The sequence below is a fragment of the Variovorax sp. IB41 genome (assembly GCF_016405905.1).
Taxonomy (GTDB): domain Bacteria; phylum Pseudomonadota; class Gammaproteobacteria; order Burkholderiales; family Burkholderiaceae_C; genus Variovorax.
This window is the reverse complement of record NZ_JAEFCB010000030.1, coordinates 1-20,228: the sequence shown is the minus strand read 5'-3', so window position 1 is coordinate 20,228 and position 20,228 is coordinate 1. Positions and strand designations below refer to the sequence as shown.

Here is a 20,228-nt window from a genome sequence, read left to right as displayed (position 1 = left end):
TCTGGCTAGAGTGGAGGCTCAGAAAAAAGGAGCCGAACCCATGGACGACAAGAACAAGAACGACGACTTCGAAATCACGCCCAAGCTGGTGTTCGACCTGAACCTGGCGCTGTACCTGGACCTGGTGGCCGCGCTCGAGGGCGCCGGCGCCATCACCTACCGCCAGATGGCGGCCCGGGTGCTCAACATCAGCATGGACGCCCGCGCCGATGGCGAGGCGGGCCTCTCGACGGTGCTGGAGGGCATCGCCAAGGGCTTCGCGGGCCATGGCGACGGCCTGTCGATCGAACTGCTGAAGGCCGCGCGGGGCCTGCGCGATGACGACGCGCTGGGCGACATCCCGATGCGCCCCAGCGAATCCTGAGCCGCCCTCAGTCCTGGGCGACCTGCAGGACCAGCTTGCCGAAATTCTCCCCGGCGAACAGCTTGTTGAGCGATTCCGGGAAGGTGTCCAGGCCCTGCACGACGTCTTCCTTGCTCTTCATGCGGCCCTCTTTGAGGTAGCCGGCGAGTTCCGCGATGGCGATGGGGTAGCGGTCGGCGTAGTCGAACACCACGATGCCTTCCATGCGCGCCCGGTTCACCAGCAGGCTCAGGTAGTTCTTCGGGCCGGCGCCCGGCATGCTGTTGGCGTTGTTGTACTGGCTGATCGCGCCGCAGATGATCACTCGGGCCTTGCGCGCGAGCCGCGCGAGCACCGCATCGAGAATCTCGCCGCCGACGTTGTCGAAATAAATGTCCACGCCCTTCGGGCAATGCGTCTTCAGGCCTTCGCGCACCGCGCCGGCGCCGGCCTTGTAGTCGATGCAGGCGTCGAAGCCCAGCTCCTTGACCACCCAGTCGCACTTGGCCGCACCGCCGGCAATGCCGATCACGCGGCAGCCCTTGATCTTGGCGAGCTGCCCCACCGTCTGCCCCACGGCGCCGGCCGCGCCGGAGACGACGACCGTCTCGCCCGCCTTGGGCTGGCCCACGTCCATCAGGCCGAAGTAGCCGGTCATGCCCGGCATGCCCAGCACGTTGAGCCACTGCGTGATCGTGCCCACGCGCAGGTCGATCTTGACCAGGCCGTTGCGCTTGAGCTGGTCTTCGGGGATGAGGATGTATTCCTGCACGCCCAGCGTGCCGTAGACGGTGTCGCCCACCGCGAACTGCGGGTTCTTGGAGGCGATGACCCGGCCGACGCCGCCCGCGCGCATCACCTCGTCGATGGCCACAGGCGCGATGTAGCTCTTGGCGTCGTTGAGCCAGCCGCGCATCGCGGGGTCCAGCGACAGCGACAGCGTCTTGACCAGCACCCCGCCCTCGGCCGGCTCGCCCACGGGCTCGGTGGTGAACTTCCAGTTCTCGCGGGTGGCCGTGCCCTCGGGACGCTTGGCGAGGCGGACCTGGTGGTTGGTGATCGAGCTGCTCATGGTGTCTCCTTGATTGACCGACGCTGGCCTGGAGGCGCATCGTAGCCGCGCACCCCGCGGCGCCTGGTAGCGCAGGCGACAGGGCCGGCATCGGGGAAAAACTCAGAGCCGCACGACGATCTGCAGACCTGGATTGGCGTTGCGCACGGTCAGCGAGCCCCCGTGCGCCTCGGCGACCAGCCGACACAGGTACATGCCCAGGCCCACGCCGCCGGTGGCGCGCGCCCGGGCGCCGTCCGTGCGGTAGAAGGGCTCGGTCAGCCGCCCGAGCTGCGTTTCGTCGACGCCGGGGCCATGGTCGCGCACCTCGAGCTCGATGCCCTGCACCTGCCCGTCCACCACCGCGCGCAGCGATACGCACGGCGGCCGGGGCGCCTCGGTGCTGTAGCGCATGGCGTTGTCCAGCAGGTTGCGCACCAGGAGGCGGATGCGCATGCGGTCGATCGAATGCGGCGGCAGGCCTTCGGCCAGGTCCAGGTGCACCTTCTCGGCGCCGGGCATCTCGGCCACGGTCTGGCGCACGAGCGCTGCGAGGTCGACCGGCTCGCGCTGCAGCGCGGCGTGCGGGCTCGCGAGGCGTTCGCTCTCGAGCAGGTCGCTGATGAGGTCGCGCATCTCGTTCAGGTCGCGCAGCAGCGCCTCGCGCTCGGCCTGACCCTCGGGCGTGGCGGGCAGCAGCTCGGCGTTGAGGCGCGCGCGGGTGAGCGGCGAGCGCAGCTCGTGGCTGAGCGCCAGCAGCAGGCCGCGCTTGGCATCGAGCATGGCCTGGATGTCGTCGGCCATGGTGTTGATGCGCTGCGCGAGGTCGCCCAGGTCGTCGTTGCGGCGCACCGGGATCGGCTCGGTGAACTCGCCCCGGCCGAAGCGCTGCGCGCCTTCGCGGATGTCGATCAGCGGCCGCAGCAGGCGGCTCACGTAGGCATAGCCCAGCAGCACGCACGACAGCAGCAGGCCGAGCGTGGCCCAGCCGGTCGCGCGCGGCGCGAGCTGCCAGAGCTTGGGCGCCCAGCCGAAGATCACGCGGTGGCCGTCGGGCGTGGGGCGGATGAACCACTTCTCGCCGCCGAACACGTCTTCGCGGTCGTGCATCCAGCCACCGGGGCTGTTCGAGCCGCCGGGGTTGGAGTCCCAGTTGACCGTGGGGCCGACGATGCGAATGGTGATCGGCAGCCGCGCCACCAGCGCCTGCGCGCGCGTCACGTCGGGCGGTGTGCCGATTTCGGCGACGAGCCGGTCGGCGTAGTCCACCAGCATCGGCTTGGCGGCCTCGGCCCAGCCGGTGGAAAACGCCTTCTTCATGCCGCCCATGAAAACGCCGGCCATCACCAGCGCGAGCAGCACGAACATCATCACGAGACGGATGCGCAGCGACCGGCGCCAGCGGCGCTTGCCCTGCACCTTTTCGTGCCACTGGGCGTGCCACTGCTTGCGCATTTCGGCGCGGCGGCAGGCCATCTCGCGCCACGCCTCGCGGTGGTCCCGTCCGCCGAACCTCATGCAGGCTCGCTGCGTGCGACGGCCAGCGCGTAGCCCGCGTTGCGCAGCGTCTTGATGCAGTCCAGCGGCTCCAGCTTCTTGCGCAGGCGGCTCACCACGATGTCGACCGCGCGCGTGTAGAGCTCGGCCTCGTGGCCGCGCAGGCGGTTCAGGATGTCGTCGCGGCTGAAGACCTTGCCCGGCTCGGCCGCCAGCAGCGCGAGCAGTTCGAACTCGGTGCCGGTGAGCTCGATGCGCTCCCCCTGGCGCAGCACCTGGCGCCGGTCGAGGTCGATCGAGAGGCCGTCGAACACGCGCAGTTGCGTGCTGTTGCCATGACCATTCGCCGCCGCCACCGCCGGCGTGCTGCGCTGGCGCCGCAGGATGGTCTGCACCCGCGCCACCAGTTCGCGCGGCTCGAAGGGCTTGGGCACGTAGTCGTCGGCGCCCAGTTCGAGACCCACCACGCGGTCCATCACCTCGCCGCGCGCGGTGAGCATGACGATGGGGATGTCGCTTTCCTTGCGGATCTCGCGGCACAGCGCGAAGCCGTCCATCTCGGGCAGCATCACATCGAGGATGGCCGCGTCGTACTGGCCGGCGCGCAGCTTGGCCAGGCCCTCGCTCGGGCGCACGGCGCTCTCCAGCGTGCAGCCGAAGCGTGCGAAGTAGGTGGTCAGCGGCGCGGCGAGGTGTTCGTCGTCGTCGATCAGCAGGATGCGCGGCATGGCGGGATTGTGCCTCCTGGCAAACATGTGGCGAATGACTTCGCTGGCCATCAGACCGGTCGGCATCGCACCGCCACTGCCGGCTTCGGCATCGCTGTCCGGGCGCACGCAGCCGCCGCGAGGGTGTGGTTGCGCATCGTCACCATGGATCGGCGCGGCCGATGCGGCCCAGGTGCGTGAGGCCGAAACCCGTGGCGTACTTCAGGCCGTAGCCCAGGGCGCGGTCCAGCCCGATGTGGGTGAACCAGATCAGCGCGCCGGCCACGGCCCACGGCATCGCCGCGAGCACGCCGAGCACGAGCAGCGCGACGGGGCCGATGTACGAATGCGCCGCGTTGTAGAGCGCCGCGCCCACGCGCGGGCCCGCGAGGTAGCCGAGCAGCGACAGGTCGGGCACCAGCAGCCAGAGCGCGAACACGCCCCAGCCGAGGCCGAACTGCGTGTAGGCGGCCAGCGCCGCGGCCAGCACGAACGCGCCTTCGAGCCGCAGCAGCATGCGAACGCCGCCTGCGGCCGCGCTCGGCGCGTCAGCCGCGGGCGCGATGCGCGTCGCCCATGGCACGGCGGCCGGCGCACGCTGCGCCACGAGCCCGTGCGCGGAGACCGACTCAGCCACGGTGGCTCCAGCGGCGGCCGCCGCGGTCCATGAAGTCGCGGACCTTCTGTTGCTGCGCGGCGTTCAGGCTGTCGAAGAAATCGGCAGCGGCCGCGATGATTTCAGGGCTGCCGTTGCGCACCGCCGTGGTCTTCTCGTCGATGAGGCGCGTGGCGCCGGCCTGGTCGAGCTTGTTGCCCGCGAACAGCGCCTTGAACTGCGAGCGCGGATCGCCCGAGCCGCCCGCGCCGCGCATGGCTTCACGCTGCGCCTGCAGCTTCTCGGCGAGCGCGGTGAGCTTCTGCTTTTGCGAAGCGTCGAGCTCGAGCTTGCTGCCCACGCGCTCGACCATCTTGCTGCGGAACTCGGCGCTGTCGCCGCCCCAGCCATGACGTTGCCCTGCACAGCCGGCGATGCTGCCGGCCACCATCGCCGCGCCGGCGAAACCGAAGAGAGTGCGCTTGATCCAGTGTTTCATTGGAGATCCTTGTGTTGTCTGAAGAAGAGGAAACTCGATGGTGCGATTCGCGCGCTCCGAAGTCTTCTCACCGCGGTTTCGGTGTGTTTCGTTTGATTGCGACGGGCGAGGCAACAACGCGAGATGTGGTCGCCTTGTCGCTCAGAGCTTGCTGCTGTTGCTGCGCGCGGCTTCGGCGCGTGCGTCGACGGGGTTCTGCATGGTCGAGATGACCTTGCTGTTCACGCGCGAGCCGGAGGACACGTTCTGGTCGGGCGCTGCGGCGGTGCGCACGGCTTCGGCCACGACGCGGGCGCGATCGGTCGACGCGGCCATGGTTTCGGCGCCGCGCGAGCCGCGTACGACGTTCTGGTTCGGGGCCGATGCGGTGTTCACGGCTTCCGCGCTGACCTCGGCGCGGCTCTTGGCCGACACGGCCGACTGCACGCCGTTGTAGCTCTCGGCCTTGGCGCCGGCGGCGGCGAGCATGACGAACGAGCCGACGGTGATGACTTGGGTCAGGGAGAGGGACTTCATGATGCAGGCCTTTCAGGGGTTGTTGAGGAGCCCTGATCGTGCTTGCGCAGGCGCAGCAAGTCCTTTCGCCGCGGTTTCGGCGTGTTTCGTTTTATTGCAACGAGGCTTCTCGCTCGCCCCCAGTCTTCGCGCACTTCGTGTCGCTTCGCCAACCCCCTACCGGGGGCAACACCTGAGGCCCGGCAAAGCCGGTTCCTCGGTGTTTCGCGAAGTGGCGGACTCGCTGCGCTGCGCCGCCGCGGCCGTCAGCCCGTGAGCGCGGCCGAGGGGTCGTCCGACTCGAGCACGCCGCGTGCCCAGGGCTCCAGCTTGCTGGTGTCCGCGCGCAGCACTTCCTGCTTCACGGCCAGGATGCGCGACGGGTGCATCGAGAAGCTGCGCAGGCCCAGGCCGAGCAGCAGGCGGGTGAAGGCCACGTCGCCCGCCATTTCGCCGCACACGGCCACGCCCTTGCCCTGGCGGCGGCACTCGGCGATGGTGTCGGCGACGAGCTTGAGCACCGCGGGGTGCGCGGGGTCGTAGAGGTGGGCGACCGACTCGTCGGCGCGGTCGATGGCCAGCGTGTACTGGATCAGGTCGTTGGTGCCGATCGACAGGAAGTCGAAGTGCTTGAGGAACGTCTTGAGCGTGAGCGCGGCGGCCGGAATCTCGATCATGGCGCCCAGCTTCACGGTGCCGTGCACGGCACCGCGGTTGTCCAGCTCGGTGCGCGCGAAATCGATGAGCGAGAGCGTCTGGCGGATCTCGCTCGCGTGCGCGAGCATGGGGATCAGCAGGTGGATCTCGCCGTGCGCGGCGGCTCGCAGGATGGCGCGCAGCTGCGTAAGGAACATCGCCGGATCGGCCAGGCTCCAGCGGATGGCGCGCAGGCCGAGCGCGGGGTTCAGGTGCTCCTGCTTGCTGCCGGACTTGTTCTCCAGCTGCTTGTCGGCGCCCACGTCGATGGTGCGGATCGTGACCGGCATGCCCTGCATGCCCTCGACCGCGCGCTTGTAGGCCTGGTACTGCTCTTCCTCGTCGGGCAGGCGCGTCTGGCGCGCCGACGATTCGCGGCCCATGAAGAGGAATTCGCTGCGAAAGAGGCCCACGCCCACCGCACCGGCCTTGACGGCGCCCACGGTGTCCTCGGGCATCTCGATGTTGGCGAGCAACTCGACGCGCTGGCCGTCGAGCGTGACCGCGGGCTTGTGGCGCAGCCGCGCGAGCCGGCCGCGTTCGAGGTCGCCCTGGCGCTGCTTGAAGCCGTACTCGGCCAGGATGATCGGCGAAGGGTCGATGATCATCACGCCGGCATCGCCGTCGATGATGACCCAGTCGTCCTGGCGCACCAGCTGGCTCGCGGTGCGCGCGCCGACGATGGCCGGGATGTCCATGCTGCGCGCGACGATGGCGGTGTGCGAGGTGCGCCCGCCCACGTCGGTCACGAAACCCGCGAACACGCTCTTCTTGAACTGGAGCATGTCGGCCGGCGAAAGATCGTGCGCGATCAGCACCAGCGGCACGTCGATGCCGTCGCCCGCGGTGGGGTCGTCGTCCTCGTCGTGGCTGGCGGCGCGCTTTCGGCGCGGCGGGCTGGGCGCGAGAACGGCGGCCGTGCCCTTCATGCGGTGCAGGAGGCGCTCGACCACCTGTTCGAGGTCGGCCTTGCGCTCGCGCAGGTACTCGTCCTCCATCTCGTCGAACTGGCGCGCGATGATCTCCAGCTGCGTGGTCAGCGCCCATTCGGCGTTGTAGAGCCGGTCGGTGATCCAGTGCTTGACGCCGCCGGTGAGGGCCTCGTCCTGCAGCAGCATCTGGTGCACTTCGAGCAGCGCGGCGAGCTCGTGCGGCGCGTCGTTCGGGCCCATCTGCGCGACGCTGGTCTGCAGCTTGGCGAGCTCGTCGGCGACGGCGTTGCGCGCGGTGCGCACGCGGTCGATCTCGGTCTCGATTTCCTCGGGCTTGATGAAGTAGTGGGCGACGTCGATGCGGCTGGACACCACCAGCACCGCACGGCCGATGGCAATGCCACGGGCGACAGGGAGGCCGTGGACTGCGAAGGTCATGGACGTGGACCGAAGGTCATCGGTCGCCGCCGGGCCGCCCCAAGGCGGCCGAGCCCCCTCGGGGGGCAGCGACGACACGCAGTGCGGAGCGTGGGGGCCACATTCATTCGCCTTCGCCGAACTTGTCGTCCATCAATTGGACGATGGCGTTCATCGCTTCTTCTTCCTGCTGGCCGTTGGTCTCGAGCTCGACGGTGGAGCCCAGGCCCGCGGCCAGCATCATGACGCCCATGATGCTCTTGGCATTGATGCGGCGGTCGCCGCGCGAGAGCCACACCTCGCAGGGGTAGCTGCCCGCGAGCTTGGTCAGCTTGGCCGATGCGCGTGCGTGCAGGCCCAGCTTATTGCTGATGGTCACGGATTTCTTGATCACTGTGCTTTCTTTTTGCCTGGTTCTGGGGAGCCGCCACCGCCACCTGCATGACGCCCGCGGTGCCACCCGCGATGGCGCGCTGCACGAGCGTATCGAGCGGTTCATGGCGGTAGGTGACGGCGCGCAACAGCATCGGCAGGTTGACGCCCGCCACCAGCTTGGAATGAACGCCGTCCACCAGCTTCTGCGCCACGTTGCAGGGCGTGGCGCCGAACACGTCGGCCAGCACCAGCACCTGCGAGCGGGGGGCATGCAGTTGCTGCTGGAGCGTGATGCGTGCGGCAGCCAGCGTTTCCTCGGGCGACACGTTGGGCAGCACGTCGAGCGCGACGACGGCCTGCTCGCAATCGGGAAACACATGCAGCGCGCACTGCCGCAGCGCCTGCGCGAACGGTGAGTGGGCGATGATGAGGATGCTGTTCATGCGGCTCTGAGGACGACGCTTCGATTATGCGGGGGCGCCCAGGGGAAGTAGCGATACGACAACAACGCGGCAGCCTGAAAAGACGGACAGTGCGGCACGGGGTTCCTCCGGCGCCACAGCTATCAGAACAGTAGCAACCGCCGCCGTTGCGGCTGGCGGGAGCGGGGTCATGGAAGGCGCAAGCCCTCAAAAAAAGTCTTCGGCGCCTCGGGGGACGACGGCTTGCCGAGCACGGTGGCCTGGTAGAGCGCCACGGTGCCGTTTTTCTGCGATTGGGCGAACCAGAGGACCTGGACGGGCGCGGCGCCTTGCTGCGCCGGTTGTGCATCGAGCCGCACCGGTGCAGGCGTCGCGGTCGCGCGCTGCAGGGTCGCGGGGGCTTCCGTCACTTTCGCCTCACCCAATTGATTGCGCGTGGCCGTGCGCCAGGCGTTGAGCCAGGCCTCGGCCTGCGCCGGACCGTCGGCGGAGGCGTGGGCAATGGCGAAGGTCGCGCCGCCGGTCTCGCAGCCGGCCATGTCGACCTGCACGGATTCGGCGCCCAGCGGCAGCGCGCGGTTCGCGCGGTCGGGCTTGCAGGGCAGGAGCGCGACAAGGCCCGCATCGGCGATCGGCACCTCGCGCCAGTTGAAAGTCGGGCTGCAGGCGGCGAGAAGGGCGGCCGTGGCTGTCAGTGCAAGCCAGGGGCGGGGAGCGAACGATGGCATGGGAGGGCGATTATCGAGCCACAAAATACCCGATGGGCCCTCGCCAGCACGGTCGCGCAGGCGGAACTAGAATCGCGCCGCCCCCTCTCACCGCTTCCCTCTCCCAGTCGCTGCCATGAAAAAATACATCGCTGCCGCCGCCGTCGCTCTTGCATTGGCCGTCGGCGTGGGCGTGTACCTCGGCTCCGGCAACACGGCGGCCCCGGCCTCCACCTTCGTGCTGCTGGACGGCAGCCAGAAGACCACCGCCGACCTGAAGGGCAAGGTCACCCTGGTCAACTTCTGGGCCACGAGCTGCGTGACCTGCGTCGGGGAGATGCCCAAGGTCATCGCGACCTACGACAAGTACAAGTCCAAGGGCTACGACACGCTGGCGGTGGCCATGAGCTACGACCCGCCCAGCTACGTCGTCAACTTCGCCGAAACCCGCAAGCTCCCGTTCAAGGTGGCGATCGACAACACCGGCAGCGTCGCCCAGGCCTGGGGCGACGTGAAGCTCACGCCGACCACCTACCTGGTCAACAAGCAGGGCGAGATCGTGAAGCGCTACGTGGGCGAGCCCGACTTCGCCGAGTTGCACAAGCTCATCGAGAAGCTGCTCGCCGAAGCCTGAAGCTTCTTCAACCCTTATAAAAAAAGGCGCTACCAGGTAGCGCCTTTTTGCTTTCTGCAGCCGCCCTTACTGGTTGCGGAAGCTGTCGTGGCAGGCCTTGCAGCTCGCGCCGGTCGGGCCGAACTGGGCCTTGAGGGCATCAATGTTGCCGGCCTTGGCGGCGACCACCAGCTTGCCGGTTTCCTCGATCAGCTTTTGCTGGCGTTCCTTGAACTTGGCGTCTTCCTTCCAGACTTCGGGCTTGGCCTTGCCGCCCTCGGTACCGGGGCCGAAGGCGGCCCAGGGCAACTTGGCCATCTCGGCGACGACTTCGGCGTTGGCTGCGGCCGCCGCTGCGTCGTAGGGCACCCGGCCGTTGGCCATGGCGCCCAGGCGGCCGAAATGCTGGCTCATCACGAACAGCGCGCTCTGGCGGTACTTGATGGCGTCCTCGGGCTTGGCGAACTGGGCGGCGGCGGGCAGGGACATCGCAGCGCAGGCGGCTGCAAGGGCGAACGAGGCGAGTCGGATCATCGTGGGTCCTTGTGGGTGGGCAACGCCGTCGAACGCAGCGCTGCGGCCGAGTGTAGGGGCAGCCCATGCCGGGCGCATAGCAACAACCCGAAGCAGCCTTGCGCCCGGACTTTGCTAATCTGCGCCTTCCGCAGCCTCGCGCATCCGCGCCCCCATCGATGACCGACACCTCCGTGGCCGCCCTCCCGGCGACCGCCAGCACCGCGGCCCGCACGCGCGTCTGGGACCTGCCGACGCGTCTTTTTCACTGGGCGCTGGCCGTCGCCGTGCTGGGCCTGATCGGAACGGGCCTGGGCGGCATCATGGAATGGCATTTCCGCCTCGGGTACACGGTGCTTGCACTGCTGCTGTTCCGGCTGCTCTGGGGCTTCGTGGGCGGGCGCTGGTCGCGCTTCGCGGCGTTCATCTACGCGCCGGGTTCGGTCGTCAACTACCTGCGCGGGCGGGCGCATCCGGACCACCTGATCGGGCACACGCCGCTCGGGGCACTCTCGGTGTTCGCGGTGCTGGCGATCCTGGCGTTCCAGGTCGCCACCGGGCTGATGGCCGACGACGAGATCTCAGCCTCCGGCCCGCTCACCAGCTTCGTCTCGGGCACGGTCGTGAGTTTCGCCACCGGCTGGCACAAGGCGCAGGGCAAGTGGATCGTGATCACGCTCGTGAGCCTGCATGTGCTGGCGGTTCTGTTCTATGTGCTGGTCAAGCGCCACCGCCTGGTGCGGCCGATGGTCTCGGGCGACAAGCTGGTCTCCAGCGCGAATGGCCAGGTCGCCGAGAGCCGTGACGACGCGGCTTCGCGCGGGCTGGCGCTGGTGCTGTTCGCGCTGTGTGCGGGCGTGGCGTACTGGGTGGCGTCGTTGCGGATATGAGCTCCTCGGTTTCACGCCCCCTGCCGCTGGCGGACACGCCGGTCGTCGTGCTGCTCACGCCCGATGAAGCCCACGAGATCGATGCGACGCGCGCGATCTTTCGCGACTATGCCGCCTCGCTGAACATCGACCTGGACTTCCAGAATTTCGACGGCGAACTGGCCGACCTGCCGGGTGAATACGCCGAACCGCGCGGCACGCTGGTGCTGGCGCTCGTGGACCCGGCGAACATCAAGGAAGAAGCGGGCCGGCAGGCTCCGACGCTGCAGCGCGCCGATGGCACGGTGGCGCACGTGGCAGGCTGCTGCGCCCTGCGGCCCCTGGACAACGCGGACTATGTGAATGCGGCGGAAATGAAGCGGCTGTTCGTGCGGCCCGGTTTCCGGGGCCTCGGGCTGGGCCGGCAGCTCGCCGAAGCGATCCTGGACGCCGCGCGCGCCGCGGGCTACGGCTGCGTGCTGCTCGATACGCTCGACGACATGGAATCGGCGCGGGCACTCTACGAAGACCTGGGCTTCGTGGAAGTGCCGCCCTACTATCACAACCCCATAGCCGGGGCTCACTACCTCAAGGCCGATCTTTGATCGGTCAGCCGCGAGCTTGCGCGAGCAGCGTGTCCGCGTCGCTGACTTCGAACTTGCCCGGTGCCTCGACGTTGAGCGTGGCGACCTTGCCGTCCTTCACGAGCATCGAATAGCGGTTGCTGCGCAGGCCCATGCCGCGGCCCGCGAGGTCGAGCGTGAGGCCGGTGGCCTTGGCGAAATCGGCGCTGCCGTCAGCCAGCATGCGCACCTTGGCGCCGGTCTTCTGGTCGCGCGCCCAGGCGCCCATCACGAAGGCGTCGTTCACGCTCACGCACCAGATCTCGTCCACGCCGGCGGCCTTGAAGTCGTCGAAGTGCTGCACATAGCCCGGCACGTGCTTGGCCGAGCAGGTGGGCGTGAAAGCGCCCGGCAGCGCGAACAGCGCGATGGTCTTGCCGGCCGAGGCCTTGGCCACATCCACGGCGTTCGGGCCGATGCTGCAGCCTTCGCCTTCCACTTCGGAATATTCCTGCAGGGTTGCTGAAGGAAGGGTGTCACCGACTTTGATCATTGAATGCTCCTGAAAAAGAAAAACGGCCCACATTGTGGGCCGTTTCCGGTTGAGTCGTCGGACTCGAAGATCAGACCAGCACGGCCTTCTCGACCAAGCGGGTCACGACCCAGTTCTTGGTCTTGGAGATCGGACGGCTTTCCGTGATCTCGATGGTGTCGCCCAACTTGTACTCGCCCTTTTCGTCATGGGCGTGGTACTTGCTCGTCTTGGCCACGATCTTGCCGTAGAGCTCGTGCTTCACACGGCGCTCGACCAGCACGGTCACGGTCTTGGCACGCTTGTCGCTGACCACCTTGCCGATCAAGGTGCGCTTGAGGGATTTTTTAGCTTCCGTCATGTTCACTCCTTACTTGGCGGCTTGGGTTTCTTGCTGCTTCTGCGCAAGAATGGTCTTGGCGCGCGCGATGTCGCGGCGCGTCACGCGCAGCGTCGAGGTGTTCGACAGCTGTTGCGTGGCTTTCTGCATGCGCAGACCGAAATGGGCCTTCTGCAGGTCCTTGATTTCGGCTTCCAGGCCTGCGGTGTCCTTCGTGCGAAGGGTTGCAGCCTTGGTCACCTTGGCCGGAGCCGCGGTTTCTTTTTTCTTACGTGTTGCCATGGATGTTCTCCTCTCAGGCGCCGAGCTGGCGAGCGACGAACGTCGTGCGCAGCGGAAGCTTGGCGGCGGCCAGGCGGAACGCTTCGCGGGCGAGTTCTTCGGGCACGCCGACGATCTCGAACACGATCTTGCCAGGCTGGATTTCAGCGACGTAGTACTCGGGGTTGCCCTTACCGTTACCCATCCGCACTTCGGCGGGCTTGGTAGAGATCGGCTTGTCCGGGAACACGCGGATCCAGATACGGCCACCGCGCTTCACGTGACGCGAGATCGCGCGACGAGCGGCTTCGATCTGGCGCGCCGTGAGGCGGCCGCGGTCGGTGCATTTGAGACCGAAGTCACCGAAGGCAACCGAGTTACCCCGGGTTGCGATGCCGGTGTTGCGGCCCTTTTGTTCCTTGCGGAACTTTCTGCGTGCAGGTTGCAGCATTTTTAATACTCCGTAGTTCTAAGACCGATCACTCGGTCTTGGCACCGTCAGCTGCTGCAGCTGGCGCGGCTTTGCGGACGCGCTTAACGGCGGGTTTCGAGTCTGCACCCGGGGCAGCGGGAGCTGCGCCGGTGGCTTCTGCGGGCTTGTCGCTGCCATCGGCCGGCGCGGTGTTGCCACCGATCGGGCCACGGCCACCGGCGCGGGGGCCGGGACCACGACGGTCGCCACCCGGACGGTCGCCAGGGCGACCATCACGGCGGGGACCACGCGGGCGGCGCTCTTCGTCCGGACGCGGCGTTTCGACGGCCGGCAGGTCGTTGCGACCCAGCGTGTCGCCCTTGTAGACCCAGACCTTGACGCCGATGACGCCGTACGTGGTCTTGGCTTCCGAGGTGCCGTAGTCGATGTCGGCGCGCAGGGTGTGAAGCGGCACGCGACCTTCGCGGTACCACTCGCAACGAGCGATTTCGATGCCGTTCAGGCGGCCCGACGACATGATCTTGATGCCCAGGGCACCCAGACGCATGGCGTTTTGCATGGCGCGCTTCATGGCACGGCGGAACATGATCCGCTTCTCGAGCTGCTGCGTGATGCTGTCGGCGATCAGCTGCGCATCGATTTCGGGCTTGCGCACTTCTTCGATGTTGACCGCAACCGGCACGCCGAGCTGCTTGCCCAGTTCGCGCTTGAGGTTCTCGATGTCTTCGCCCTTCTTGCCGATCACGACGCCCGGACGTGCCGAGTAGATCGTGATGCGAGCGTTCTTGGCGGGACGTTCGATCATGACGCGCGAGACCGAAGCGTTCTTCAGCTTCTTCTTGAGGTATTCGCGAACCTTGATGTCTTCGGCCAGCATGCCCGCGAAATCGCGGTCGCTTGCGTACCAGCGGCTGGACCAGTTACGGGTGACCGCAAGGCGGAACCCGGTTGGGTGGATTTTCTGTCCCATATTTCTTCCAGGCCTTCTTAGTTGCCAACCGTCACGTACACATGGCACGTGGGCTTGCTGATGCGATTGCCGCGACCCTTGGCCCGCGCCGTGAAGCGCTTGAGCGTTGCACCTTGCTCGACGTAGATGGTCTTGACCTTCAGCTCGTCGATGTCGGCACCGTCGTTGTGCTCGGCGTTGGCAATCGCCGACTCGAGCACCTTCTTGATGATCACAGCGGCCTTTTTCTGCGTGAACTGCAGAACGTTGAGCGCTTGATCGACCTTCTTGCCGCGGATGAGGTCCGCGACCAGACGGCCCTTGTCGACCGAGAGGCGGACACCGCGGAGGACTGCACGTGTTTCAGACATGGTCGTTCCTTACTTCTTCTGGACTTTTTTGTCCGCGGGGTGCCCCTTGAACGTGCGCGTGAGCGCAAATTCGCCGAGCTTGTGGCCGACCATCTGGTCGGTGATGTACACAGGCACGTGTTGCTTGCCGTTGTGCACGGCGATGGTCAGACCGATGAACTCGGGCAGAACCATCGAACGACGCGACCAGGTCTTGATCGGCTTCTTGTCCTTGGTCGTCACGGCCTTGTCGGCCTTGGCCACCAGATGGTGGTCGACGAAAGGACCCTTTTTGAGAGAGCGAGTCATGGGCTATCCCTTACTTCTTGCGACGCGACACGATGAAGACCTGCGTGCGCTTGTTGTTACGGGTGCGATAGCCCTTGGTCAGGTTGCCCCATGGGTCGACAGGGTGGCGGCCTTCGCCAGTCTTGCCTTCGCCACCACCGTGCGGGTGGTCGACCGGGTTCATCACCACGCCGCGAACGGTCGGGCGGATACCCATGTGACGCTTCGCACCGGCCTTGCCGAGTTGGCGCAGGCTGTGCTCTTCGTTGGCCACTTCGCCGATGGTCGCGCGGCATTCGATGTGGATGCGACGCACCTCACCCGAACGCATGCGGACCTGGGCGTAGACGCCTTCGCGAGCCAGCAGCGTGGCCGACGTGCCGGCCGAACGCGCGATCTGCGCGCCCTTGCCGGGTTGCAGTTCGATGCAGTGGATCGTCGAGCCGACCGGGATGTTGCGGATCGGCAGGGTGTTGCCGGCGCGGATCGGGGCTTCGGCGCCCGACAGCAGCGTTGCACCGGCTTCCAGACCGCGCGGGGCGATGATGTAGCGGCGCTCGCCGTCGGCGTAGCAGACCAGAGCGATGTGGGCGGTGCGGTTCGGGTCGTATTCGATGCGTTCGACCTTGGCCGGGATGCCGTCCTTGTTGCGCACGAAGTCGACAACGCGGTAGTGGTGCTTGGCACCGCCGCCACGATGACGGATCGTGATGTGGCCGTTGTTGTTACGGCCGGCCTTCTGGAACTGGGGTTCCAGCAGGGCTGCGTGAGGGGCACCCTTGTGCAGGTGGTCACGCGAAATCTTCACCGCGCCGCGTTGGCCCGGCGAAGTGGGTTTCATCTTGATGACGGCCATGATTAAGCGCCTTCCCCGACGAGGTTGAGCTCTTGACCGGGCTTCAGGGTCACATAGGCCTTGCGAACGTTGTCGCGGCGGCCGATGGACTTGCCAAAGCGCTTGGTCTTGCCCTTGGTGTTGAGCACCGACACGCCCTGGACTTCGACCTTGAACATCAGTTCGACAGCGGCCTTGATCTCGGGCTTGGTGGCGTCTTGCAGCACCTTGAAAGTGACAGCGTTCGACTTCTCGCCGACCATCGTTGCCTTTTCGGACACGATCGGGGCGACCAGCACCGCCATCAGGCGGCCTTCTTCGAACGTACGTTCAGCGGCGGTAGGGTTCACGCGGCTCATGCGAACATCTCCTTGAGCTTGTCGACGGCACCCTTGGTGACCAGCACCTTCTTGTAGTGAACCAGCGACACCGGATCGGCGTAACGGGGTTCGACCACGAGGATGTTGACCAGATTGCGCGAGGCAAGGTACAGATTTTCGTCGACTTCTTCGGCGATCACGAGCACGGACTCGAGATTCATTGCCTTGAAACGGGCTGCCAGCGGCTTCGTCTTGGGCGAATCCACGGTCAGCGAATCCACCACGGCCAGACGGCCTTCGCGAGCGAGCTGCGAGAAGATGGCGGCCATGCCGGCGCGGTACATCTTCTTGTTGATCTTCTGCGAGAAGTTTTCGTCAGGCATGTTCGGGAAGATCCGGCCACCCCCGCGCCACAGCGGCGAGGACGTCATACCGGCACGGGCGCGGCCCGTTCCCTTTTGCTTGAAAGGCTTCTTGGTCGAGTGCTTGACCTGTTCGCGGTCCTTCTGGGCGCGCGTGCCTTGGCGGGCGTTGGCCTGGAATGCAACGACGATCTGGTGGACCAGGTCTTCGTTGTAGTCACGGCCGAACACGGTCTCGGGGGCGTCGTACTTCGACGCAGCTTGGCCTTGTTCGTTCAGGAGTTCGAGTTGCATTACTTCGCTCCTTCAGCCGCTTGCGGCTTGGCCTTGATGGCGGGACGCACGGTGACGAAGCCACCCTTCGAACCCGGGATCGCGCCCTTGATGAGCAGCAGTTGACGCGCTTCGTCGATGCGGAACACGTCGAGGTTTTGCGTGGTCTTGGTCACATCGCCGAGGTGACCCGTCATGCGCTTGCCGGGGAACACGCGACCGGGGTCTTGTGCCATGCCGATCGAGCCGGGAACGTTGTGCGAACGGCTGTTACCGTGCGACGCGCGTTGCGAGCTCATGTTGTGGCGCTTGATCGTGCCTGCGAAACCCTTGCCGATGGAGGTGCCTTGCACGTCCACCTTCTGGCCCACGGAAAACACGCTGCCCGCTGCGATCACGCCGCCAGCCTTGTGCTGACCTGCGGTTTCTGCGGTAACGCGGAATTCCTGGATGATTTCGCCTGCTTCGACACCTGCCTTGGCAAGGTGGCCGGCTTCGGGCTTGGTCACGCGCGACGCTTTGCGCGAACCGAACGTCACCTGCAGGGCGACGTAGCCATCGGTCTCTTGGGACTTGATCTGGGTCACACGGTTGTTGGACACATCCACCACCGTGACAGGAACTGCGTCCCCGTCATCGGTGAAGAGACGCATCATCCCCACCTTGCGGCCCAGCAACCCGAGGGAGTTGCTCAGACTCATTTGTTTTCTCCAAAAATGGAAGCTCCCTTCGCCGCTGCCACTTCAATTGGCGACAGCGTTTGGCTGGTTTCCCAGCCTGCGGAAGGAGGTTGATAAATCTCTGCTCGAACTACACCCGAATGGACGCACCAAGGGCAGAGCCAGCGATTATAGCCCGCGATGCGGGCGCCGTGCAAGCGGTGTTGCGGGCCGGATTTTCGGAGGCGTTCCGGCCCTTTTCGCCTGTTTTTCTGGCTATTTGGCAGGCATCGTGATGATGTTTTCCCCGTCCGGCGTGGATTTCAGCTCGCCGGAGGACTTCAGGGCCGGGGCCGCCGCCCCGGTCTGGATGGGAATGGAAATGGCGCTCATGGCGCCCTTCTGCGTGATGAAGACATTCAGGTAGGCGAGGCCTTCGCGCTCGCTCACCACGGTGACGGTCGCGGAAGTGCGCCTTGCCGTCGGCAGCGACAGGGTGTCGCTACCCGAAATCGTCAGGCCGGCGTCGGCGCTGAAGCGCACCGTGGCACCGTCCGGATCGGTCACGCCGCCGAACTGCAGCACGACGGGCGTGCCGCGGCCCACCTGCGGCACGGCATCGAGCCGGAATTTCAGCGTCACGCCGGAGTCATTCGGCTTGCGCGTGGCAGTCGTCATGGGCGCCTCACGGTGCGCAGTGGATTTGCCATGGCGTGCACTTGGTACGCCGTCGGCCATGGCCGGTACCGGCAACGCAGCCAGGGCGAGGCATGCCATGGAGATCATCGAGCCTGATCGGATGTTCATGACGGCCTTCCCTATTGAATGGTGACGTTGAAGCACGTCGGTGATCCGGAATTGTTGAGATCGCTCACGGCCAGAACATAGTCGCCGGCACCCAGGCTGACCTTGTTGCTCGACCGGGGGACGAGGCCGCCCCGGAAGATATCGAAGTCGGGATTGGCGCCCGCGGGGCCGCCGTTGACCGTGAACTGGTAATCGCGATTGGCAGGTGCGTTGAAGCGAAGGTAGGCGAAGCTGCCGAGCTTGTTGTCGTCCCCCTCGACATTGGAGACGCATGCCTGGGTCGTCGCACCCACGGCGGCGGGCCGGTACATCGGTTGCACCACATTCGGAACCGTTGGCAGCCCGCCGCTGTTCGTCTCGGTGTCGCCGTAGGGATCGTTGGCGGTCGTGCTGATGTTCTGGCCCGAGAGCAGGCCGGCCAGCGCGGAAGCACTCCCCGGCGCAGTCGTATTGAAGGCCGCGGTGAAGGGGTGGATCGACGAGACCGGAGCGCCACTGCGAAACAGGATGCCCGTCATCGCGTCGTGGATGGGCTTGAAGCCGACCTGTTGATTGAGATTCCAGAAGATCGTCTGGATTGACCCCTCCCGATACCACCCTGGATTGGTCGTCGGCCCCGCCGAGAGATTCACGTTGCCGCCCCTCGACTGCTGGGGGCCGACCGAATCCACATAGTTGTTCCGCCCGAGCGCAATGCCCGACCAGCCATTGCCCCAGCCCTCCGAGAATGCGAGCCGCCGGTCGATCCGCTCGTCCAGCGAATGGGAGCCACCCGGCGAGTCGTCGCGGCTGAAGGCCGACTGGTAGTAGTGGCCCCATTCATGCGCGATCACGGGCGAATCGTATTCGTCCGTGTCGACGTTCTCCTTGCCCAGCACGTAAATTTCGCGGCCGGTGCTCCGGTTGATGAAGAACGTACTGCCGATCTGGCCCGCGGCGACGGTGCCTCCGGCCGGAACGTTGTTGGGACTCCAGAACACCCGCAGGACGGGGAACGCCGTCGCCGGAGCAACCGACAGCACTTTCTGCATCGCCGTATAGACGGTATCGAGCACCGCGAAGGGCGCGGCCACGCGCTGGCTGGTGTAGCTGGAGCCGCCCCATCCGGACCCGGCGCGCAGATCGCGCGTCAACGCGGCGGCGCCAGACGAGAAAGCAGATGACTGCATGGAATACAAGGCGCTGCTCTGGGTGTTGTCGCGCACGCTCACGTCCCAGGTCGGTCCGGCGCCAGTACGCGTGAGTTGCGCTCTGACGCGCACGACGATCGACGTGTTTGCAGGCACGGACACCGAGTACGCACCGCTGTCGTCGGTGGTGCTCACCGCGAGTTGCGCGGAGGAGGTCGCGTCGAGCACTTCGAGCATCGCGCCGCGCACCGGCTTGGCCGTTGTTGCGGCATAGACGAGGGGGCCGTTCGTGTTCGGAACGGAGTCATAGGTGGCCGTGCCGGTCAGGGTGACCGAACTTCCCGGCGGCGGCAGGATCGGGAATCCCCCTCCGCCGCCTCCACCCCCACCACCGCCGCAGCCCGCCAGCAGTACCGCGGCAATGCACGCCGCGCCCAACGCAAAAGAGAACTTGTGACTCATAGCTTGTGCTGCCCTCGTTTCAGCCGCGGCCGATGCTTGAAAGAATTAGCGCTGCGTGAGGATGCCATAGCCGCACCACAAAAAACAAAGCCCGCCTGCATTTCTGCAGGCGGGCTTTGTCAAAACGCGACGCGAGGAATTCTTACTGCTTACTGCAGCTTGATCTCGACGTCCACGCCGGCCGGCAGGTCGAGCTTCATCAGCGCGTCCACGGTCTTGTCGGTCGGGTCGACGATGTCCATCAGGCGCTGGTGCGTGCGGATCTCGAGCTGGTCGCGCGACGTCTTGTTGACGTGCGGCGAACGCAGGATGTCGAAACGCTTCATGCGGGTCGGCAGGGGCACGGGGCCCTTGACGATCGCGCCGGTGCGCTTGGCGGTGTCAACGATTTCGGCAGCCGATTGGTCGATCAGCTTGTAGTCGAACGCCTTCAGGCGGATGCGGATTTTTTGCTTGGTTGCCATGGTGATTCCTTTTGTCCGGCTTAGATGTCGAGGATCTTTGCCACGACGCCCGAACCCACGGTACGGCCGCCTTCACGGATGGCGAAGCGCAGGCCTTCTTCCATCGCGATCGGGTTGATCAGCTTGACGGTGATGCTGACGTTATCGCCAGGCATGACCATTTCCTTGTCCTTGGGCAGCTCGATCGCGCCGGTCACGTCCGTCGTGCGGAAGTAGAACTGCGGACGGTAGTTGTTGAAGAACGGCGTGTGACGGCCACCTTCGTCCTTGGACAGCACATACACCTCGGCGGTGAAGTGCGTGTGCGGCTTGATCGAGCCGGGCTTGCACAGCACTTGGCCGCGCTCGACTTCTTCGCGCTTGGTGCCGCGCAGCAGCACGCCGACGTTGTCGCCAGCTTGGCCTTGGTCCAGCAGCTTGCGGAACATTTCCACGCCGGTGCAGGTGGTCTTGACGGTCGGGCGAATGC

Annotated in this window: 30 protein-coding genes; 4 read left to right on the top strand and 26 right to left on the bottom strand. The window is 66.2% G+C overall.

Going from position 1 to position 20,228, the window contains the following annotated elements:
• The first annotated feature begins 40 nt into the window (after positions 1-40).
• Positions 41-364, top strand: a complete 324-nt coding sequence (locus JC881_RS30600) for a hypothetical protein (RefSeq protein WP_198789533.1) — start codon at positions 41-43, stop codon at positions 362-364.
• A 7-nt stretch (positions 365-371) separates the two neighbouring features.
• On the opposite strand, the gene JC881_RS30595 is transcribed toward JC881_RS30600, so the two are convergent.
• The 10 genes from JC881_RS30595 to JC881_RS30550 all read right to left on the bottom strand — a co-directional run bounded on the left by JC881_RS30595 (position 372) and on the right by JC881_RS30550 (position 8,757).
• Entirely contained in the window at positions 372-1,415 is a 1,044-nt protein-coding gene (locus tag JC881_RS30595) for an NADP-dependent oxidoreductase (RefSeq protein ID WP_198789532.1), read from the bottom strand.
• Between the two features lie 102 nt (positions 1,416-1,517).
• Positions 1,518-2,912 (bottom strand): HAMP domain-containing sensor histidine kinase, encoded by a 1,395-nt coding sequence (locus tag JC881_RS30590; protein ID WP_233102130.1) that lies wholly within the window; start codon positions 2,910-2,912, stop codon positions 1,518-1,520.
• Positions 2,909-3,619: a response regulator transcription factor gene (locus JC881_RS30585; protein WP_198789531.1), complete on the bottom strand. Its 711-nt coding sequence runs from the start codon at positions 3,617-3,619 to the stop codon at positions 2,909-2,911. Before JC881_RS30585 ends, JC881_RS30590 begins: the two co-directional genes overlap by 4 nt.
• A gap of 139 nt (positions 3,620-3,758) precedes the next feature.
• Positions 3,759-4,235, bottom strand: a complete 477-nt coding sequence (locus JC881_RS30580) for a DUF4260 domain-containing protein (RefSeq protein WP_332875317.1) — start codon at positions 4,233-4,235, stop codon at positions 3,759-3,761.
• Positions 4,228-4,692, bottom strand: a complete 465-nt coding sequence (locus JC881_RS30575) for a Spy/CpxP family protein refolding chaperone (RefSeq protein WP_198789530.1) — start codon at positions 4,690-4,692, stop codon at positions 4,228-4,230. Before JC881_RS30575 ends, JC881_RS30580 begins: the two co-directional genes overlap by 8 nt.
• Positions 4,693-4,833: 141 nt before the next feature.
• Positions 4,834-5,208 carry a DUF4148 domain-containing protein gene (locus JC881_RS30570; protein ID WP_198789529.1) on the bottom strand — a complete coding sequence of 125 codons (375 nt, stop codon included), beginning with the start codon at positions 5,206-5,208 and terminating at the stop codon, positions 4,834-4,836.
• Between the two features lie 245 nt (positions 5,209-5,453).
• Positions 5,454-7,253, bottom strand: a complete 1,800-nt coding sequence (ptsP, locus tag JC881_RS30565) for a phosphoenolpyruvate--protein phosphotransferase (protein ID WP_198789528.1) — start codon at positions 7,251-7,253, stop codon at positions 5,454-5,456.
• Between the two features lie 103 nt (positions 7,254-7,356).
• Positions 7,357-7,626 carry an HPr family phosphocarrier protein gene (locus tag JC881_RS30560; RefSeq protein WP_013543930.1) on the bottom strand — a complete coding sequence of 90 codons (270 nt, stop codon included), beginning with the start codon at positions 7,624-7,626 and terminating at the stop codon, positions 7,357-7,359.
• Positions 7,595-8,050 (bottom strand): PTS sugar transporter subunit IIA, encoded by a 456-nt coding sequence (locus tag JC881_RS30555; protein ID WP_042578717.1) that lies wholly within the window; start codon positions 8,048-8,050, stop codon positions 7,595-7,597. Before JC881_RS30555 ends, JC881_RS30560 begins: the two co-directional genes overlap by 32 nt.
• A gap of 167 nt (positions 8,051-8,217) precedes the next feature.
• Positions 8,218-8,757: a hypothetical protein gene (locus JC881_RS30550; RefSeq protein ID WP_198789527.1), complete on the bottom strand. Its 540-nt coding sequence runs from the start codon at positions 8,755-8,757 to the stop codon at positions 8,218-8,220.
• A 115-nt stretch (positions 8,758-8,872) separates the two neighbouring features.
• Here JC881_RS30550 and JC881_RS30545 point away from each other — a divergent pair, with 115 nt between their 5' ends.
• The gene (locus JC881_RS30545; RefSeq protein WP_042578715.1) at positions 8,873-9,370 is read left to right on the top strand and encodes a TlpA disulfide reductase family protein; all 498 of its coding nucleotides are present in this window, start codon (positions 8,873-8,875) and stop codon (positions 9,368-9,370) included.
• 66 nt (positions 9,371-9,436) lie between these two features.
• On the opposite strand, the gene JC881_RS30540 is transcribed toward JC881_RS30545, so the two are convergent.
• The gene (locus JC881_RS30540; protein ID WP_198789526.1) at positions 9,437-9,883 is read right to left on the bottom strand and encodes a c-type cytochrome; all 447 of its coding nucleotides are present in this window, start codon (positions 9,881-9,883) and stop codon (positions 9,437-9,439) included.
• A gap of 158 nt (positions 9,884-10,041) precedes the next feature.
• Here JC881_RS30540 and JC881_RS30535 point away from each other — a divergent pair, with 158 nt between their 5' ends.
• Complete coding sequence (locus JC881_RS30535; protein WP_198789525.1) at positions 10,042-10,752, top strand: cytochrome b/b6 domain-containing protein; 711 nt, start codon at positions 10,042-10,044, stop codon at positions 10,750-10,752.
• Positions 10,749-11,336 (top strand): GNAT family N-acetyltransferase, encoded by a 588-nt coding sequence (locus tag JC881_RS30530; protein WP_198789524.1) that lies wholly within the window; start codon positions 10,749-10,751, stop codon positions 11,334-11,336. Before JC881_RS30535 ends, JC881_RS30530 begins: the two co-directional genes overlap by 4 nt.
• A 4-nt stretch (positions 11,337-11,340) precedes the next feature.
• Here the strand turns inward: JC881_RS30530 and JC881_RS30525 are convergent, their stop codons facing one another.
• The 15 genes from JC881_RS30525 to JC881_RS30455 form a co-directional block, all read right to left on the bottom strand.
• Positions 11,341-11,847 carry a peroxiredoxin gene (locus tag JC881_RS30525; protein ID WP_198789523.1) on the bottom strand — a complete coding sequence of 169 codons (507 nt, stop codon included), beginning with the start codon at positions 11,845-11,847 and terminating at the stop codon, positions 11,341-11,343.
• A gap of 70 nt (positions 11,848-11,917) precedes the next feature.
• Complete coding sequence (rpsQ, locus tag JC881_RS30520; protein ID WP_015867662.1) at positions 11,918-12,187, bottom strand: 30S ribosomal protein S17; 270 nt, start codon at positions 12,185-12,187, stop codon at positions 11,918-11,920.
• 9 nt (positions 12,188-12,196) lie between these two features.
• A complete protein-coding gene (gene rpmC / locus JC881_RS30515; RefSeq protein ID WP_198789560.1) occupies positions 12,197-12,406 on the bottom strand; it encodes a 50S ribosomal protein L29 in 210 nt (69 codons plus the stop codon).
• A 55-nt stretch (positions 12,407-12,461) separates the two neighbouring features.
• On the bottom strand, positions 12,462-12,878 hold the full coding sequence (gene rplP, locus JC881_RS30510) for a 50S ribosomal protein L16 (protein ID WP_021012789.1): 417 nt from the start codon (positions 12,876-12,878) through the stop codon (positions 12,462-12,464).
• A gap of 28 nt (positions 12,879-12,906) precedes the next feature.
• Positions 12,907-13,830: a 30S ribosomal protein S3 gene (gene rpsC / locus JC881_RS30505; protein WP_093247293.1), complete on the bottom strand. Its 924-nt coding sequence runs from the start codon at positions 13,828-13,830 to the stop codon at positions 12,907-12,909.
• A 17-nt stretch (positions 13,831-13,847) separates the two neighbouring features.
• Positions 13,848-14,180 (bottom strand): 50S ribosomal protein L22, encoded by a 333-nt coding sequence (gene rplV, locus JC881_RS30500; protein ID WP_007838134.1) that lies wholly within the window; start codon positions 14,178-14,180, stop codon positions 13,848-13,850.
• Between the two features lie 9 nt (positions 14,181-14,189).
• A complete protein-coding gene (rpsS, locus tag JC881_RS30495; RefSeq protein WP_007838132.1) occupies positions 14,190-14,468 on the bottom strand; it encodes a 30S ribosomal protein S19 in 279 nt (92 codons plus the stop codon).
• A 10-nt stretch (positions 14,469-14,478) separates the two neighbouring features.
• Positions 14,479-15,303: a 50S ribosomal protein L2 gene (gene rplB, locus JC881_RS30490; protein ID WP_093443822.1), complete on the bottom strand. Its 825-nt coding sequence runs from the start codon at positions 15,301-15,303 to the stop codon at positions 14,479-14,481.
• 2 nt (positions 15,304-15,305) lie between these two features.
• Entirely contained in the window at positions 15,306-15,641 is a 336-nt protein-coding gene (rplW, locus tag JC881_RS30485; protein WP_007838129.1) for a 50S ribosomal protein L23, read from the bottom strand.
• Entirely contained in the window at positions 15,638-16,258 is a 621-nt protein-coding gene (rplD, locus tag JC881_RS30480; RefSeq protein WP_013543942.1) for a 50S ribosomal protein L4, read from the bottom strand. Before rplD ends, rplW begins: the two co-directional genes overlap by 4 nt.
• A complete protein-coding gene (gene rplC / locus JC881_RS30475) occupies positions 16,258-16,938 on the bottom strand; it encodes a 50S ribosomal protein L3 (RefSeq protein ID WP_013543943.1) in 681 nt (226 codons plus the stop codon). The genes rplD and rplC overlap by 1 nt, the downstream gene beginning before the upstream one ends.
• A 234-nt stretch (positions 16,939-17,172) precedes the next feature.
• Positions 17,173-17,703 (bottom strand): hypothetical protein, encoded by a 531-nt coding sequence (locus JC881_RS30470; protein ID WP_198789522.1) that lies wholly within the window; start codon positions 17,701-17,703, stop codon positions 17,173-17,175.
• Between the two features lie 11 nt (positions 17,704-17,714).
• A complete protein-coding gene (locus JC881_RS30465) occupies positions 17,715-19,295 on the bottom strand; it encodes a hypothetical protein (protein ID WP_198789521.1) in 1,581 nt (526 codons plus the stop codon).
• A 149-nt stretch (positions 19,296-19,444) separates the two neighbouring features.
• Positions 19,445-19,759, bottom strand: a complete 315-nt coding sequence (gene rpsJ / locus JC881_RS30460; protein ID WP_007838118.1) for a 30S ribosomal protein S10 — start codon at positions 19,757-19,759, stop codon at positions 19,445-19,447.
• 20 nt (positions 19,760-19,779) lie between these two features.
• A partial coding sequence (locus JC881_RS30455) for an EF-Tu/IF-2/RF-3 family GTPase (protein WP_269823227.1) occupies positions 19,780-20,228 on the bottom strand: 449 nt, incomplete at its 5' end.